The sequence below is a fragment of the Yimella sp. RIT 621 genome (assembly GCF_004146205.1).
GTDB lineage: Bacteria > Actinomycetota > Actinomycetes > Actinomycetales > Dermatophilaceae > Yimella > Yimella lutea.
Genome location: NZ_SEIP01000013.1, coordinates 52862 through 70992 on the forward strand (window position 1 = coordinate 52862; position 18131 = coordinate 70992).

Consider the following 18131-nt stretch of genomic DNA (forward strand, 5'->3'; position numbering starts at 1 on the left):
CAAGTGGAACGCCCGACCAGGCCCGGAGCCCGTGATCCAGGCGAACCCACTACGTCTCGCCCAGCCCACTGGTGTGCTCAGTAGGTTCGGCGCTGATCAACAGGTACGCGAGCGCCCGTACGATCCGCCGGTCCTCGCGCAGCCCAGGGGCGTCTGCTGGGACGCCGCGGCACGGTTGCCGGCGACTTGGCACACTTGTACGCATGAGCGCCGGACTTCACCCGAACATGCAGGAGCACTTCGACGCCGTCGTCGCCCGCAATCCCGGCGAGACGGAGTTCCATCAGGCGGTGTACGAGGTGATGCACAGCCTCGGCCCGATCGCCGGCAAGCGGCCGGAGTACGCGCAGTGGTCGATCCTCAAGCGCGTCTGCGAACCGGAACGACAGATCATCTTCCGCGTCCCGTGGGTCACCGACTCCGGTGAAGTGGAGATCAACCGCGGCTTCCGCGTCGAGTTCAACTCCGCGCTCGGCCCGTACAAGGGCGGCCTGCGTTTCCACCCGAGCGTGAACCTGTCGATCATCAAGTTCCTGGGGTTCGAGCAGATCTTCAAGAACTCCCTGACCGGCATGCCGATCGGCGGCGGCAAGGGCGGCTCCGACTTCGACCCCAAGGGTCGTTCGGACGGCGAGATCATGCGCTTCTGTCAGTCATTCATGACCGAGCTCTACCGGCACATCGGCGAATACACCGACGTCCCGGCCGGTGACATCGGCGTCGGCGGACGCGAGCTCGGCTATTTGTTCGGGCAGTACAAGCGGATCACCAACCGGTACGAATCCGGCGTCCTCACCGGCAAGGGCCTGTCGTGGGGCGGGTCGCGGGTGCGTACCGAGGCGACCGGTTACGGCACGGTCTTCTTCACCCAGGAAATGCTGGGGACGCGTGGCGAGAGCTTCGACGGCAAGCGCGTCGTGGTCTCCGGCTCGGGCAATGTGGCGCTGTACGCGATCGAGAAGGTGCAGCAGCTGGGCGGCACGGTCATCGCCTGCTCCGACTCCAACGGCTACCTGGTCGACGAGAACGGTCTCGACCTGGGCCAGCTGAAGGACCTCAAGGAGGTGCGCCGTGAGCGCCTGTCGGCGTACTCGTCCGACTCGACCGCGCACTCGACCGAGGGCTCGATCTGGGACGTGAAGTGTGACGTCGCGCTCCCCTGCGCCACCCAGAACGAGCTGAACGAAGACCACGCGAAGTCGTTGGTACGCAACGGGGTTCAAGCAGTAGCCGAAGGCGCGAACATGCCCTGCACCCCGGGCGCGGTCAAGGTTTTCCAGCAGTCGTCCGTGCTGTTCGGCCCGGGCAAGGCGTCCAACGCCGGCGGTGTCGCGACCAGCGCGTTGGAGATGCAGCAGAACGCGAGCCGTGACTCGTGGAGCTTCGAGGACACCGAGGCGCGCCTGGAGCAGATCATGCGCGACATCCACACCCGCTGCGTCACGACCGCGGACGAGTTCGGGCTCGAGGGCAACTACGTCGCCGGTGCGAACCTGGCCGGTTACATGAAGGTCGCCGACGCGATGGTGGCGCTCGGCGTCATCTGAACCGCCAAAAAGTTGGCGGAGAGCGGTCGTCATAGCGGCCGGTTTCCTTGACTACGGGCGTAGAGGGGCGGGTACGACTTAGGTAGGGGTTCGGTCGGCCGATGACTGCACGAACTGTCTCGGCGAAGCTGGCACCATGGAACTCGGACTGCTCGCCCCACTGGTGGTGCTCGCGCTGATCGACAGCACCAGCTTCGGCACACTCGCGATCCCGGTGTGGCTGATGACCCACCCTTCGAAGCCGCGACTGGGCCGAATCCTGTTGTATCTGAGCACCATTGCGGTGTTCTACTTCGTACTTGGTCTCGGCCTGTACTTCGGGGCACAGTCATTACGCGACGCGTTCGCCTCGCTGTCGATATCCGAACCCGCTCGCTGGGTCGCTCTCGTGGCGGGCGCGGTGTTGCTACTGCTCGGACTCACCATCGAGCCGTGGACCGAGGCAGGCAAGAAGCGCAAGCGGGCCGGGGAAGCTGCCCGTCAGCAGGCCCGTGGACCCGGACGCATCGAACAGTGGAGGACGTCGACCGCGGACGGTTCGGCGTCCCCCGCGTCCGTCATGGCCTTCGCGACCGTGGCCGCGCTGATCGAGGCCGCAAGCATGCTGCCCTATCTGGCCGCGATCGGACTGATGGTCGCCGCCGATCTGCCGACGCTCGGCGCGGTGGGGGTACTGGCGTCCTACTGCGTGGTGATGGTCGCGCCGGCGTTGTTGCTGCTCGCGCTCCGACTCTCGATGCACGAGCGCATCCAACCGACGTTGGAGCGCGTGGATCGCTGGCTGCGCAAGAACTCCAAAGAAACGTTGGCGTGGGTGTTCGCGCTGCTCGGACTCTGGCTGATCAGCAACAACTGGCGGTTCGCACGGGATCTGATCGGCTGAGGACTACTCGACGACGCGGGTGGGTTCTTCGTCGATCGGCAGGCCGGCCTCGACGTAGCCACGGAAGCCGCCGACCAGGTCTGCAGCCCAACGGAATCCGAGTCGTTTCAGGTCGCTGGCGGCAAGCGAGGACGAATAGCCCTCATTGCACACCACGACCACGACATCATCCCTGGTCGGTCCGTCCGACATCGAGTAACCGCTGGTCGGGTCGAGGCGCCACTCCAACACCGACCGGTCGATGACGACCGCTCCCGGGATGTAGCCGTTGGCTCGACGGCTCGCCTCGGGACGAATGTCGATCACGAACGCCCCGTCGTCCTGCCACTCGGTCAGGTCCTGCGGCTCGACCCGGGTCAGCGACTCGCGAGCGGTCGCGAGGCACCTGTCGATGCTTTCAGCATCGCCAGTGAGGTCGTAGAAGCTGGGGCACATTCCGCAAATTCTGCCAGCATGAGACGGGCTCTGGGGCGATCAGAAGAGCCGACCAAAGGCGAACGGACGGTAGCAAACACCCGGCGGAACGTACGAAACGGGAAAGATTCAGCGTTCGCGGACGATCGTGGTCACGACCCGCGTCACGGCAGGGAGTTGGGGCGTGGAGCTGAAACCGAAGGCCGGGTTGGGCGTGACCCGAGTGAGCGCTCCGAGCGCCTCTTCGTGCCAGGTGCCCGTGAGGCGAATCACTGCGTGCTGGTCGAGCGCCCCGTAATACTCCCGGCGTCCGTTGCCGGCGGTACCCACGGTGCGCACGCCGGGGTGGACGATGCGGGCGACCGGGTCGGCGAGAACAGCTAGCGGCCTGCTGCTGGCAATCCGTTGCGGCACGGCGTGCAGAAGCCAGCCTGTCGGGGTGCGCTTTCCCAGGCCGAAGGACGCCCGGAGCGGGCCGGCGTCGACCGTCCAGCCCTGCGTCAAGTGGACATCACACAGCACGGTCTCGTCGAAGTTGTAGGTCTGCGAAACATACTGAGCGACGGCTTCATTCGGTGCGAGCAGGAAGCGGCGACCGGACGCGTCCGCCACCATGACATCGGTGAACGCACCGAGCGGCGAGTGCGACCAATCGCCGACCACCACCCGGACGCCGCTGGTCGATCCGGCGCCGAGGATGCGCCCCTCGAAGCGGTCGACGATCTTCGTGGAACGGGGCATGCCGACATCTTCCTCCTCGCAGGTCGCCACCGGGCGGGCGGTGGCGCGTAGCGTCGAAGCATGAGCGAACAGAACGGGAAGCCGGAAGAGCACAAGGCCGAGGTCGACCAGCAGGACGGTGGGCCGGGAGCGCAGCAGGACGACGGCGGCGACACCAATGACGTCGCGAGCGGTGGGGTCTCGAAGGAGAAGAAGTCCGACGACTGATCCACGCCCGAATCCGCGTGAGGTGTGGTCGTCTTCGAGGGTTGAAGACGACCACACGTCACGCGAGTTTCAAGGCTTGGGTCACCGGGCGCGCAGCTTCTCCAGCAACGGCTTCGCGACCTGCTCGAAGAGGCATCCTGGAGTCGCCGCCGGCCTGCACCAAGGCGTGATACCGGACTGTCGGGCAGGTCACTTGAAGTACGCCGACGTGTCGATCGTGACCGGAGTCTTGCCGGACGCGAACACGGTGATCGTCCCCCCGGTACCGACCTTCACGATCGCCGAGTTCGAGATCGACCCACCCGGGGTGTAGTTCAGGTTCGACACCGTCGGACGAGCAACCCCGGTCGGCCACGCCGTCAAATACCCCGACTGCGACGGGTTCACCGACGTCACCGTCACCTGAACCGCCTTCGCGTTCGACGGGACACCGGCAACGCCGGCGACCTTCACCTGGAACGCGGTGCCGGCGGCGGTGGCCCGGGAACCGAGCAACCTCGTCGGCGTGAACGCAACCGTGCCCGCACCCGCCGGCACCCAACCGTTCAGATCGACCACCAGATCGGTACTCGCGGTCGATCGCAGCGTCACCTTTCCACCCGTCCCCAGCTTCATGATGCCCAGGCCGGCGATGGTCTGCCCCTTGCGGAAACTGATCGACGTCGCCGCCGGGGTCGCCACACCCGCCGGGAACGCAGTCACCGTCCCGGCAGCCGACGGGTTCACCGACGTGATATTCAATATCGCCGCCGACGCCGTCGCCGACACACCATGGGTGCCGCCGACCGCGATGGTCACCGACCCACCGGCTGGAATCCGAACCTTCGGCGCGCCCGTGCCATACCTGGTGTCCATCACCCGCGTCGGATTCACACCCGTGTACGCACTGCCCGTCGGGTAATACCCGGCCACGTCCGCCAGCAGGTGGGTGCCCGCCGAGGTCGAGAGCGACACCTTGCCACCGTTGCCGACCTTGGCGATGACGAGGTTCGGAACGGTCTGTCCGGTGACAAAATTGAGGTTCGACGCGGTCGGCTTGGTCGCACCGGCAGGCCACACCGTCACCCACCCGTTCGCCTTCGGACTCACAGCAGTCACGTTCAACACCACCGATGACGCATTCGCCGGCACACCACCCCGACCGGTCACCTGCAGATCGACCTTCCCGTTTGCCGGCACAACCGCCTTCGGCGCGCCCGCGCCGTACCGCGTGTCCAGGATCCGCGACGGAGCCAACGACACGAACGACGACGTCGCCGCCGGCGTGAAGCTCCATTGCAGATCCAGAGCACCCGGCGCGCCGTACCAGGAGTCCACGGCGATCCGGTAGGTCGTGCCGGCGGTCACCGGGACGTTGCTGAGCTTGCTGGTGAGCACACCGTTGGCCGCGTCCACGTCGTCGTTCGCAGCAATCCGGGTCAGCGCGTTCACTGCACCTCCCGTGTAGACGGCCAGCGTCGAGTCGAACGTCGTGTTGGCCGTGGCAACGGTCAGCTTGCCGGCCGACGGGGCAGTCCAGTTGAACCACACCGAATTTCCGCCGACGGCGTCCGCGTGGCGAGGCTCACCGGCCTGGATGGACGCGTCCACCGTGCCCTGTTTCCAGGTGCCCGCGGTTGCCGGCGAGAGTGCCTTCGCCGCCGCGAAAGTGTCGTTCGCGGGCGGGGTGATCGAGACCGTGCCGGTCGCGGCCATCGTGGCCGGCATGGACGCCGAGCAGCCGCTGGTCGTCGTGACCCGCACTCCTGCGTCCTGGCCGTTGTAGGCCTTGGAGTTCGGCACCGAGGTTGCGTTGAAGCTCGTCCGGCCCGCGAGACCGTGGAAGGGATCGCCGGGTGAGGAGAAGTAGTCCTCGTCGCCGTCCGCCTCCTCGATGTCTATGAGTTGGCCGTACGGGGTTCGGACGTTGTCCTGGTAGGCCTCCTTCACGTGGTAGACCAGCAAGCCACAGCCGGGCAGGCCTCCGTCGAGGCCGGACTGCTGCCGGTTCTCGACGAGGAAGTACTCACCCTTCGAGCCGACGCCGGGACCGTCCGGATCCGCGAGCAACCGGAACGCGCTCGGGTTCGTACTCGCCTGTGGCACAGAAACATTGGCCAGTGAGTTGACTGCAGTCGGTGCGATCCATCCCTGCAGGTACTTGCTGTACGCGTCCGGGAGGGTAGGGGTGTCACCCGGCATTCCCCCGGGCTTCGTGCCCCACGAGCCGCCCGCCATCAGGCTCCAGATGCCGAGGCCTTCGCTCTTTTGGCTGATGTCGTAGAGATCGACCCAGCCGAGGTCGTGACCGAACTCGTGCGCCATGATCCCGATGGTCGCCATGCGCGACTGCGTCGGGTACTCCTTCTCGCAGTGCATCTCACCGAACTCGGTGTAGCCGTTCGTACCGACGTAGGTGCCGTCGACGGGCTGCGTCATGCTCACCGGAACGGACCACTGATGACCCCAGACGCTCACTCCACAGGGGTTGCCGACCGAGCCTTCGTAGCCGGCGGCAATCACAGTGACGTGCAGTTCGTTGGGTTGGATCGCGCCGTCGCCGTTGGTGTCGTAGGACGCGTAGTCGATGTAGGGGTCAGCTGCCGTGATCGCCGCTGCAGCGACCTCCCGGTCGCCGGCGTTGGTGCGGGTGCTGTCCGGGTGGCTCATCGGCAGGGTCACCCACCCGACCACTCCGTCGTTCGCCGCACCGCTCGACTCCTGAGCCGGCGCCACGTCGAGCTTGTTGAAGCTGGCGCCCTTGTAGAACGAGCGAACGCTGCCCGTGCCTCCGAAGAACTTCGAACTCCACTGTGCTGCAGTCGTACCGAGCGAAGACCGGTCGGAGAACTGGGCCAGGATCACCAACGTGCGCTGTGTGCCGGTGAAGCCCAGCGGCTGCTGAACCGTTGCCGCTTCCTGCAGGTCCTGGGTCGGGGTCAACCCGACCGACTCCTGCGGCACCGCTGCGGACGCGGCCGCCTTCTTCGAGCCGGCCTTGGGCTGGCCCTTGCTGTCGAGTCCGGACGCGTACCGCCAGTACCCCTGCCGGTCCTTGACGACCGTGGCGTTGCCCTTGATGGTCGAGGTCCAGTTACGCAGCCGGTCGCCGTTGCGCTGGATCGTGACCTTGCTGCCGTCCGGCTGGGTGACCGTCTTCGGCGTGGTGTCGACGGGCGCACCGCGCACCTCGCGCGTTGTCTTTTTCTGCGGCGCCTTCGACGCGGGCTTCTGCGCAGCAACCGTCTGGGACGTGCGCTCGCTCGGATCTGCGTGGCTCGCAGGCGCCGCCGTTGCACTCATCCCGAAGGCCGTGACCGCTGTAACTACCAGCGTCGCAAAACGACGCTTCGATGATGTGTGCATCAAATTTGTTCCTCCCCGCACCGACTACCCGCAGTAAGAGTCCCGCGCGGTGCCCGTGTGTGCAAACAAATCATCGAACTCGAGGGGCGACGTTGCCGAGAGGATCCGAAATGCACGAGGGCACTCCGTATACGGCGTGCCCTCGTGCACTTGGAGTCGCCTCGGATCGGGGTCAGCTCGACAGGCGTTGACGTAGGCCGGAGGTACGGCGGACGGGGGTGTCGACGGCGAGGGCGATCGCTTCGCGGGTGCCGACCATCGTCAGGTGTTCCTGCGGCCGGGTGACGGCGGTGTAGAGCATCTCCCTGGTCAGCAGTCGCGACTCGACCGGCGGGACGAGAACAATGATCTCGGCGGCCTGGCTGCCCTGTGCCTTGTGCACGGTCATCGCGTGCATGGTCTCGACCTCCGACAGCAACCACGGCGGGAACGACTCGCGTCCGTGGCCGGTCTCGATGACCGCGCGGGTGCCGTCGGGTGTCTGGACGATGACACCGGCGTCGCCGTTGTTGAGGCCGAGCCCGTGGTCGTTGCGGGTGATCAGGATCGGGCGGCCGACGTACATCTGGTGCGAGCGGATGTCGGGCGCGTGCTTGGCGAGTTCCATCTCCACCAGGCGGTTCCAGTGGCTCGCGCCGAAGGGTCCGTGGCGGTGGGCGCAGAGCAGACGCAGACGTCCGAGTTGTTCGACGGCTGCGTCGGCGTCCCCGGCGGCAGCGAGTTCGCGCAGCTTCAGGGCGTGTTGGGCCACGCGCGGGATGAGTTCGAGCGAGGGGGTGTCGGTCTCGATCAATTGCACGCCGGACTTCGCCTGGTCGATCGCCTCGGCCACCTGATCCGGGACGCCGGTGCGGAAGGCTGCGGCGAGGCGCGCGCGGTCGTCGCCCATGCGGTAGTCCTGGACGAGCCGGACGACTGCACCGGACGCGTCCAGCCCGGCGACGACGTCCGCCAGCACGGACCCTGCTTCGACGGACGCGAGCTGGTCGGGGTCGCCCACCAGCAGCAATCGCGTTGTAGGTGAGAGAGATTCGACGAGGCGCGCCATCAGGTTGAGCGAGACCATCGAGGCTTCGTCGACCACCACGACGTCGTGTGGGAGCGGGTCGTGTGCACCGTGACGGAAGCGCAGGTTCGTGCCGGGCAGCGGACCCAGCAGTCGGTGCAGCGTCACCGCCGGCTTGATCGCGCTGTCACCCTCGAGCGTGGCGCCGAGCGACTGGTTCATGCGGGCGGCGGCCTTGCCGGTGGGCGCAGCGAGTCCGATGCGTAGTTGGCCGTCGGACGCGGCGAGCAGGGCGGTGAGGATCTGGCCGATCGCGTGGGTCTTGCCCATGCCGGGCCCACCGGTCAGCACGGTGACCGGGCGGGTCGCGACTGAGCGAACCGCGGTTTGCTGCTCCTTGTTGAGATCGCCCTTGCCGATGCTCTCCTCGACGACGGACAGGTCGACCGGCGGCAGGTGTTCGGGCACGCGGTCGGTCAGCGCGGAGGCAATGAGCAACTCGTCGGAAAGGTATCGATCCAGGTAGACCAGACCGAGGTCGATGCGCAGGATCCGTTGCTGCACAAGTGGACTGGCTTGAAGGGTGTGCAGCCAGTCCTCAGGTGACGGCAGATCGACGAGACCCTGTGCGGTCTCCGCGTCCTGCTCGATCTCGTCGACATCGACGGCGGCGGTCCAGCCGGCGACGTCTGCAAGGTCGAGCGCGGTCGAACCGTCACGTACCGCCCGCACCGCGAATGCGAAGGCGAGGGCGGCGTCCGAGGTCGGCTCCTCCCCCAACGCGGCACAGACCCGCGCGGCCACGAGGCAGTCGCTGCCGTCGAGGATGCCCGCTTCGTTCAGTGTGGCGAGGCGTCCCTGGGCGTTGAGACTGAGTGCGGCGTCGGTCATCGCTCACCTCCGTCAAGCACCTTCGACAGGTCGTCGAGGATGGCCGCCGGTGGGTGCCAGGTGAAGACGCCGCAGCGTCCACCGTCGACCACCGGGGTGGCGGGGCCGGCCATGCCGCGCACGTACAGGTACATCACGCCGCCGAAGTGCTCGCCCGGGTCGTATGCGGGCAGCCGCCATCGCAAATACCGATGCAGCACAATCGAATACAGGATCGCCTGCAGCGGGTAGGAGGAGTGGCCCATCGCCGCGTTCAGGCGGGCGGGTTCGTAGTCGGCGAGGGTCAGCGGTTCGCCGGGTTCGCCGAGCCAGTTGGTCTTGTAGTCGACGATGTAGAACCGTCCGTCATGCCGGAAGGTGAGGTCGACCGATCCGGTGAGGTAACCGAGCAGGGTCTGGTTGCCGTACGCGTCGCCGGCCAGTGCGTCCGCGAAATCGATCAATGGATCGTCGTCGGAGAGGTGTGTGCGCAGAACCTCGGCCATCTCGCGCAGCACCGGACGCGCGTGCGGACGGTCGCCGCCGGCGAGGGGCATCTCGAAGTCCATCTCGGAGAACCGGTCGGTCTTCGCGATGTCGACCAGTCGAGGGGCATCAGGTTCGGGACCCATCGGCGTGGTGCAGACCGCTTCCATCGCGTCAACGAGTGCCCCGGGGTCGAGGTCGACCGGCCAGAGGACGAGTTGTTCGCGGACGTTGTCGAACAGGTTTGCGCGCAGGTCGCGGGCCTGGAGGTCGGCATGTTCGAGGACCGCGTGGACGAGGGAGCCGAAAGTCGCCCCGACGGGAAGGTCGGCCATCGGCGAGGGTTCGGTGTTCGCGTTACCGGGTTTCGGCACGTCGATGAGTGGTGTGGTGTGGTCGCCCGCGTTCCCGTCACCGGGTTTCGGCTCGTCGCCGAGTGGTGTGGTGTGGTCGCCCGCGTTCCCGCTGGTTGAGCCGGGCGACTGACGAAGGAAGTCCCCCGCGTTCCCGCTGGTTGAGCCGGGCGACTGACGAAGGAAGTCGCCCGCGCCGAAACCACCGGGAACGACGATGACCTCCTCGTCGATGCGTCCGACGGCACCGTCCTCGGGTTCGGATAGTTCGCCCGCGGCTTCAGCGGCCGCCTCACCCGCTGCAGCAAGCGAGGAGTAGGACGCGCGGCGCCAGTCCCGGTCGATGATCGAGTCATCGAACCAGCGGGCCGTCAGGCGTTCGGTCGACGGCTCGACCGGGGGTGCCGGCTGCGTCGTGCCGCTACCGATGACCTCGAGGCTGAACGCGCCGTGGTCGGCCCAGGTCTGCAGGAAGCGCTGGTTCGTGGCGATCGAGTGCTTGTCGATCGGGTCGAGCAGCGTGATCACCGCACGCTGGTCGAGTAGCGAGGCAGGGTTATCGACCGAGCGCGATCGAGACCCGGTGAGGTCGTCGGGAGAGTCTTCGTGATCGTCGCCATGGTCTCGATCGCGGCGCTCGCCCTGGGGGCTCGCACCTACTCGACCAGCGTGTGGTTCGGCGGCGTTGTCCGGGCTCCCACCTACTCGACCAGCGTGTGGTGCGGCGGCGTTGTCCGGGCTCCCACCTACTCGACCAGCGTGTGATTCGGCGGCGTTGCCGTGTGTCCGCGACCGCAGCAACTGGTCGAGGGCTTCGGGGGTGGGGGCTTGGCCGAAGAGGAGGCGGTGGAGGCCGGCGTCCTTGCTGTTGTAGGTCGGCGCCCACCACAGCACCAGCTGAGACTGGGCACGGGTCATCGCGACGTACGCCAAGCGCATGTGTTCGCCGAGGTCGTCGGCGCGACGCTCGGAACCGTTGAGGTCGGCGCGGTCGTAGGACAGGATGCGGTGGCCGTCGCGGTGCACAACAACCGCGTGCTCCTTGTCGGACAGCCAGTTGTTGAACAGGAAGGGCGCGTACACGATCGGGTACTGCAGTCCCTTGCTGCTGTGAATCGTCGAGAGCGTGACGGCGAGTGCGTCGGAGTCGAGGCGCATGGTCCTCGAATCCGCAGGCGTGACAGCGTCGTCCGCGCTCTGTTTCATCATCCACGCGATCAACGACGGCAACCCGGTCATGCCCTGCAGCACCTGCTCGTGCAGCACTTGGGCACAGTGCTCGATGTCGGTGAGGTCTCGTTCGCCGCCGACCTGACCCAGGACGCGCTCGGCCAACCCCTGGCTGCGCGCGACGTCCAACACAGCCGCGACTCCCCCACGATGGAATGCGGTGATCAACGAACGGATCTGTGCCGCAACTGTTTCGATTTCGGTTTCGTCGGCGCTGTCGAGTTGCTCGGCGGTCCAGCCGATGAACGGGGTGAGTGCTGCGAGACCGACCCGGTCGCGGCGGTGGGGCTGTTCGAGCGCCATCAGCAGTTCGAGCCAGGCCTCGGCAGCGGGCGTCCGCAGCACGGACGTGCCGGAAACCAGCACCGACGCAATCCCCCTGCGGCGCAACTCTTCCCGGATCCCGGCGAGGTCGCTGCCGACGTGGCAGAGCACCGCGATGTCCTGTGGCTGCACGGGCCGTCCGTCGAGTTCGGCACCGGACGCGAGCAGCCGCTCGATGTCGTCCGCGACGTCGGGGTAGACCCGCCGGCGCACGTCACCGATGGACGGCTGGCGTTCGCCGTCGATGAGCGGCCAGGTGCGCAGCCGCACCGGGGTGTCGTCCGGCGAACCGCTGAGTCGATGCGTCTTGTGGTGCGCGGTGACCGGGTGGACGACGATGCCCTCGGACAACGCGACCCCGTTCATCAGGGTCTGCAGCGAACGGACGAGGGGTTCGTCGCTGCGGTAGTTGGTGGGCAGCGAGGTGCGCCGGTCGGCGGTGTCGGCGGCCTGCAGATAGGTGTGGATGTCGCCGCCGCGGAAGGCGTAGATCGCCTGCTTCGGGTCGCCGATGAGCAGCAGCGAGATGCCCTCGCACGCGAAGGCACGCGAGAACACCTGCCACTGAACCGGATCGGTGTCCTGGAACTCGTCCACCAGCACCACCGACCAGCGGTCGCGCATCCTCCGCCGCGCCGGACCGCCCTCGTCCTCAAGGGCGTCGGCGAGTTGTTCGAGCAGGTCGTCGTAGGAGAGCACGGCCGCGCGCCGCTTTCGCTTCTCGAACTCCTCCCGCACCCGTCGCACCAGGTCCATGCGCACGCCGAGCGGGCCGGACGCATCCGTCGGGTGCAGTTCGGCGCCGGGGTTGTTGAGTGCGTGGCGGGCGTCCTTGCGGGCGATCGCGTACTCGGGCGTGCCGGACACCGCGCGCAGGTGGTCGGCGAGAAAGAGGTCGTCGATGACGTCGCTCTGCAGTTGTTCGAGGTCTTCGGCGAGGGTCGCGCCCGGGTCGGAGTCGCCGGCGACACCGAGTCCGCGCAGCACGTAGTGGCAGAACTGGTGGATGGTGGCGATCGTGGCCGTGTCGAAGTCAGCGACCGCCGTCCGCAGCCGTCGCACACGCAGCGCCAATTCCGCTGGTGCACAGTCACGCAGGTGCTCGACGAGCGGGTCTTCGGTCGGGGCGGACGATTCGAGTTCGGCGAGGGTCTCCTCCAGCCGGGCCCGCACGCGCTCGCGCAGCTCCTGGCTGGCGGCGCGGCTGAAGGTGACGATGAGCAGTTTGTCGATCGGCATGCCCTGCTCGACGACGTACCTGGTCGCGAGGGCCGCAACCGTCCAGGTCTTGCCGGTGCCGGCGGACGCCTCGATGAGTGTGGTGCCCTCCGGCAGGGGGCCGGTGATCTCGAAGGTCTCGGTGCTCACGCGTCCTCCTGGTGGGTGAGGACCGGCAGCCAGATGCGGGCGGAGAACTGCCGCAGACCGAGCATCTCGATCTGTTGGATCGGGGCGCCACGGCCGAGGATCTTCACCCAGTACGGGTCGGTGTTCTCGCCGGGGATCTTGTCGCCTTCCCATTCGGTGCTCGCGAAGTGCAGCAGCAGGCTGTCGTCACCGTTCAACAGCTTGACGCGGTTGCCGCGGACGAACGCGTGCGCGGTCCTGGGCGGGACGGTCATCGGGTACTGCAGTCCCTTGCCGCGCAGTTCGACGAGATCGGCCAGCAGTGTCGAAGCTTCTTGTGCCCCAGGCGATCTCAGACGGACGCTGCCCCGCTTGCCGTGCAGGGTGGCGTGGTGGGTGCGGTCAGGTTCGACGGCGGCCAGCGCGAGCAGCCGCACCCAGCCGCTGATCAGCTGCTTGGGACCGATGCGGGAGAAGGTGTGCACGCGCAGTTCGTCGCCGTGCACGCCGCCGACGACACCGGTGAACCGCACCGAGCCTGGACCGCCCGTCCCAGGCAGGTCAAGGCGAACGTCGACCGAGCGCGGTGGCACGTCGTCCGGCCGGTGCAAATGCTTTGTGATCGTGGCGAGTTCACCCTGGACGTCCTTGCGCGCCTTGTCGCCGAGGGCACCGGGCGGGAAGCTCGAGCGGCGGTTCTCGCGCTGCATGACCTCGTCCAGGGTCGCGCCCTGCACCATCTGTTGCAGCATGCGCTCGCCGATGGCCCAGGTCTGCAGGCCGTCGAGGGCGATCGGGACGGCGTCGTCGACGGGGTCGACTTCGCGCGGCACGAAGATGCCCAGGCGGCTGCGCAGGAAGTCGCGGGCGGGGTTGTGCAGGAACCCCGTGAGTTCGTCGATGGTGACGGCGTCGACAGGGCGAGCCGGGAGAAGTCCGGACAGGAACGGTGCCTGTGGCGGTTGGTCGTGACGGAATCGGCGCAATGCCTTCGCGCCGGCGAGCGCGGATCGGTCGAAGGTGCCACCGGGCAACGGGGACGCTGCTGTGAAGTTGCGTTCGTCGAACGCCTGCAACGGGTGCAGGTGCACGAAGGAGTCGTCGCCGCCCCCGGTGCGAGTGGCGACCGCGATGAGCTCCTGCAGCGGGACGGCCGGTGGGCGCCGGGCACCGTTGTGTTCGTTGGCGCCGGAGTAGATCGCGACGAAGTAGTCGTCGGCGGCCATGACGGCGTCGAGCAGGAGTTGGCGGTCCTCGCTGCGCGGGTCGCGCTCCCCCACGAACGGTCGGCGGGCGAGCACGTCGTCACCGTCGACCACGGGTGAGCGCGGGTAGACGCCGTCGTCGAGGCCGAGCACGACGACGGCCTTGTGCGGCACCGAACGCATCGGCACCATCGAGCAGACGGTGATCGCGCCGGTGCGGAAGTTGGCGCGGGTCGGACGGCCCGCCCAGCGCTGATCGAGGAGCGTGCGAATGTCGCTGAGCCGCAACGGAACCTCGCCGGCCGAGGCGGCGATGATGTCGAGTTCGCGGTCGATCTGCGACAGCTGCCAGCGGTCGTCGAGCGGCACATCCGCGAGACCGTGGACGATGTCCTTCAACCAGTTCATCCACTGCGCGGTCTGCACGTTGCCGTCGGTGGAGGTGAGGTGTTCGCCGCGTCCGCGCACGTCGTCGGCGGCACGTTTGATGCGCTCCATGAGCTCGAGGAAGCGCCCGGCGACCTCGATGTCGCGGCTGCCTATGTCGTCGACCGGGGCACCGATCGCGTCCGGACCGTCGGCGTCAGCGCTGATCGCGACCCCGAGGGCGATGCGGTCGAGGGCAGGAGTCCAGGTGTGTGCGTCGAAGCCGCGCAGTCCGTACTCGCGGCGGTGCAGTTCGTCGAATCCCCAACGGACGTCGGCGTCCTCGACCCAGGCGGCGATGCGGCTGAGTGAGTCGTCGTCGAACCCGAAACGGCGGCGGACGGACTCGTGGCCGGCGAGGTCGAGCACCTCGGACGCGGTCATCCGGCCGGCGACGATCGCGACCACGCGTCGGGCAAGGTCGAACAGCGGGTTGGTGGCACCGGGCGACCGGTCCGCCAGTTGCAGGCGCAGTCGTTGGCCGGGGTGGACGTCGTGGTCGGGCACGGTGATCGAGGAGACGTTGCTGAGTCCGAAGGTGGCACGCAGCAGCGGTGCGAAGGCCTCGATGTCGGGGCACATGACCAGGATGTCGCGCGGTTGCAGGGCGCCCTTGCCCTCAGCGAGCAACCAGGTGAGCACTTCGCGGAGTACTTCGACCTGGCGGGGGCGGCCGTGGCACGAGTGCACCTGGAACGAGTTGTCCGTGAAGGGTGCCTTGGTTTCGGCACTGGACGCTGCGCCTTCGTCGCCGCGCCCAGGCTCAACCAGCAGCGTCGGCGCGTGCCCACCGTGTTCCACTGGTTGAGCCGCGGGACTGACGAAGGAAGTCCCGCGCGCCGAAACCACCGGAGCATCGCGCAGCACTGAGGTCGGAGCCGTGTTCCCGCGCACATCCGCCTGCATCGACGCCAACCGCGAACCAGCGGACGAACCCGACGACAACGGCTCATGAACCACCGGCTCCATGCTCACCAGCGTCTGCTGCAACTCACGAACATCGCGCCCGAGCGTCGCCAACAACGGGTTCTCCGCAACGAGAGCGGTCTCGTCCTCGGACCTCGGTTTCGGCGCGTACGGATTCGCAAGCTCATCAGTACGGCTCAACCAGCGGGAGGAATCGGACGCGCCGAAACCCAGGGACCCGATCGCGTCCCACAAAGCCGGCGACGGATGCGGCAACCACAGGTGCAACTCCCGCCGCGAACCCAGCGCGTGGATCAACTCCCGCTCAGCCCGCGCCAACCGCGTGTACCCGAAGAACGACAACCGCTCCGGCAACTCCAACGGCAGCGAACCGTCCCGCAAACCCGCAACGACCCGCTGGTGCCGTCCGGTGACCGACTCATCGAGCCCGTGCGCGTCCAGCGTCAGCTCGACGACGCGCCGCCACAACGGCGGCTGCCACATCAGATCGTCCGCCAAAGACAACCCGTATCCGTCTGTGCTCGAACCGGATTCCCATTCGCCGAGCATCTGCGGACGATCCCGGTGGTACGCAGCAAAGAGCCCGGCGATGCGCCGAGCAACGACGTACCGGCGTGCCCGACGTGCCTTGCGGTCCCACTCGGCGGCGGGGTCTGCGACGATCTCCGGGCCGGCACCGAGGTGACGAGTGATGGCCTCGAACCCGGGCGTGCCACACAACTCGTCGATGGCGTCCAGCGTCGGCCAGACGAGCCGGTCGGCCGACCACGGATCGTCGCGGTCGCGATCGAGCAGCAACCCGACGAGCGACGAAGGGGTGAGGATCTCCAGCCCCGCGCAGATACCGTCGTCGCCGGCGACCGATCCGAGCGTGTGCGACAGCTGCTGGGTGAGCCAGCGCTCCACACCGCGCGCGGGCACGACGACGACCTCGGAGCTGAAGACGTCCGCGGGGTTGTCGGCGAGCATCGTGGCGAGACCGGCTGCGAGTTCCTGCGGCCGGTCGCTGCGGTGCACGTGGATGCCGGTCACTCGGTCTCCAGCGAGGCGAGGGTCGGCAGGCCAGACGCGTGGTCGCGGATCCAGGCGGTGGCGGCGGTGTCGTCCTCGTTGTAGGCCAGGACGCGGTCGCGCAGGATCTGGCGCAGCTGCGGGTCGGTGGTGGCACGGGACTCATCCAGCCACAGCTGACAGTTGCGTCCGCCGGGGTCGTCGTCTCGCCAGGCGAACCCGAGGGCGACGGCGAGCGGTTTGAGTCCGTGGCCGGCGGCGGAAATGAGGTGCTTCTCGGCCCATGCGCAGGTGTCGACAAACTCGATACCCGTGTCCTGGACGGCGGACTTGCCCTGGATGTTGGTGAGGCGTTGTCGTTCGACGGGTCCGTGGTGAAAGACCCGGATTGTCTCGCCGTTCGCGAGCGCCGAATCACGTTGTTGCGCAAGCCAGTCGGTGAGCTGGTTCGCGAGCGCCAACTCGGACTCATCGCTCAGGTGGTCCCACTCGACAAAGATGTGGAAACTCGACTCGTCCCCACGCCGCAGCCGGGCACCCCAGAGGAACACCCGGTTGTCGGTGTCGTTCTCCATGTCGAGATCGATCTCGACGTCGGCACTCGGCGGGAGCACGACGTCGGTGCGAAAAGCGAGCGCGTGACCGGCGACGGCGATCCTCGCCTTCTCGATGGTGAGCGCGATGCGCTTGCCGGCGTTCTTCGTGCGGTCACCGGTTTCGGCCTGGTAGCTCTCAAGCCATTCGGGGGTGAGTTCGAGCGCGGCGAGCTGGTCGACGGTGTGGACGCCGAGGGTGCGCAGGGCGAGCCACTCGCGCAGGGTCGGGCGCCAGGAGGTGAACGAGGTGGTGGGGTCGGCGTCGAACACCGGCCCGCAGACCGCGTACCAGGGGCAGTTGTCGCACTCAGAGGTGTAGATCGGGACGACGAGCGAGTCGTTGCCGGTGGCAGCGTTCTGCGCGACGGCCAGCCGGAACCCGAACTCGTGGTCATAGCGTTCGAGCGCGCTGCGGGTCTTGGTGCCCTCGCTGCGCGAGTAGGTGGTGAAGGCAGGTTGGTCGAGCGCGATCCAGGTGCCGTGCACCTCCTCGAGCCCCCACATCGCCCAGTCGTCACCGGAGACGAGGAAGGCTTCGTAGTGGTCGGGACCGGGGTGGCGGCCGATGGTCTCCAACATGCGGGTGTAGTGGACGAGTTGGAGCGCGTCGGGCTCCAACCGGGCGGGGCGCGGACGCGCGTCGGCGAGCGACGAGCGCTGCTGCGGGTTGCTCGCCGGCGCGACCGTGACGGCGTAGGTGTTTCTGCTGTTGGACTTCATCGCCGACAGGAACTTGTGCAGCTTCACATCCCCGGGAAGGTAGGTGGCGGGCCACGAATTGCCGTGTCGGATCAGCAGATCTGGGCGCCCGGACCGGTGACCCTCGCTGTCTTCAGGGAGTGCACCGCGCACGATGATCTCGACGCCGCGCTCCATCGCATCGAGCGTCTGGTCGACCGCGTCCCGGTAGTACGTGTCGGGTTCGACGACGTGGAAGCGCTCCGGTGCATCCGCCGTGATTCGATCGAACAACTCGGCCTCGAACGCGTTGCCGGCGTCGAGGATGTCCTGCAGTTCGGGCGAGATCGGGATCGGCGCACCGACCATCGAAGGATCGAAGTCGTAATGCGTGCGGACGGGGCACTGGATGGCGGGGTACGCGCCGAGCACGAGCGAGCGCTTCGTCGCCGCTTTGTTGTCGGTCACCCGTACCCCTTTCACGTCTTCGCGTGAGGTTACGCGACGGCACCGACAGGCGGTCGGGGTTCGGGTG

10 protein-coding genes are annotated in these 18131 nt (G+C 67.5%); 3 read left to right on the forward strand and 7 right to left on the reverse strand.

Going from position 1 to position 18131, the window contains the following annotated elements:
• The first annotated feature begins 203 nt into the window (after window positions 1–203).
• Both gdhA and EU513_RS12790 read left to right on the forward strand, forming a co-directional pair.
• Window positions 204–1547 (forward strand): NADP-specific glutamate dehydrogenase, encoded by a 1344-nt coding sequence (gene gdhA / locus EU513_RS12785; protein WP_129626551.1) that lies wholly within the window; start codon window positions 204–206, stop codon window positions 1545–1547.
• A gap of 136 nt (window positions 1548–1683) precedes the next feature.
• Window positions 1684–2430 (forward strand): GAP family protein, encoded by a 747-nt coding sequence (locus EU513_RS12790; RefSeq protein ID WP_129626553.1) that lies wholly within the window; start codon window positions 1684–1686, stop codon window positions 2428–2430.
• Window positions 2431–2433: 3 nt separating this feature from the next.
• Here the strand turns inward: EU513_RS12790 and EU513_RS12795 are convergent, their stop codons facing one another.
• Both EU513_RS12795 and EU513_RS12800 read right to left on the reverse strand, forming a co-directional pair.
• Complete coding sequence (locus EU513_RS12795) at window positions 2434–2865, reverse strand: rhodanese-like domain-containing protein (protein WP_129626555.1); 432 nt, start codon at window positions 2863–2865, stop codon at window positions 2434–2436.
• 108 nt (window positions 2866–2973) lie between these two features.
• The gene (locus tag EU513_RS12800; RefSeq protein WP_129626557.1) at window positions 2974–3585 is read right to left on the reverse strand and encodes a hypothetical protein; all 612 of its coding nucleotides are present in this window, start codon (window positions 3583–3585) and stop codon (window positions 2974–2976) included.
• 60 nt (window positions 3586–3645) lie between these two features.
• Between EU513_RS12800 and EU513_RS15980 the strand changes: the two genes are divergently transcribed.
• Complete coding sequence (locus EU513_RS15980) at window positions 3646–3792, forward strand: hypothetical protein (protein WP_168990275.1); 147 nt, start codon at window positions 3646–3648, stop codon at window positions 3790–3792.
• A gap of 189 nt (window positions 3793–3981) precedes the next feature.
• On the opposite strand, the gene EU513_RS12805 is transcribed toward EU513_RS15980, so the two are convergent.
• The 5 genes from EU513_RS12805 to EU513_RS12825 all read right to left on the reverse strand — a co-directional run bounded on the left by EU513_RS12805 (window position 3982) and on the right by EU513_RS12825 (window position 18064).
• Complete coding sequence (locus EU513_RS12805; protein WP_168990276.1) at window positions 3982–7074, reverse strand: M6 family metalloprotease domain-containing protein; 3093 nt, start codon at window positions 7072–7074, stop codon at window positions 3982–3984.
• A gap of 235 nt (window positions 7075–7309) precedes the next feature.
• A complete protein-coding gene (recD, locus tag EU513_RS12810; protein ID WP_129626561.1) occupies window positions 7310–9034 on the reverse strand; it encodes an exodeoxyribonuclease V subunit alpha in 1725 nt (574 codons plus the stop codon).
• Window positions 9031–12774, reverse strand: coding sequence for a UvrD-helicase domain-containing protein (locus EU513_RS12815; protein WP_205744780.1), 3744 nt, complete (start codon window positions 12772–12774; stop codon window positions 9031–9033). The genes recD and EU513_RS12815 overlap by 4 nt, the downstream gene beginning before the upstream one ends.
• Window positions 12771–16343, reverse strand: coding sequence for an exodeoxyribonuclease V subunit gamma (recC, locus tag EU513_RS16180; RefSeq protein WP_205744781.1), 3573 nt, complete (start codon window positions 16341–16343; stop codon window positions 12771–12773). The genes EU513_RS12815 and recC overlap by 4 nt, the downstream gene beginning before the upstream one ends.
• Window positions 16340–18064: a TM0106 family RecB-like putative nuclease gene (locus EU513_RS12825; RefSeq protein WP_129626567.1), complete on the reverse strand. Its 1725-nt coding sequence runs from the start codon at window positions 18062–18064 to the stop codon at window positions 16340–16342. The genes recC and EU513_RS12825 overlap by 4 nt, the downstream gene beginning before the upstream one ends.
• Window positions 18065–18131 lie beyond the last annotated feature (67 nt).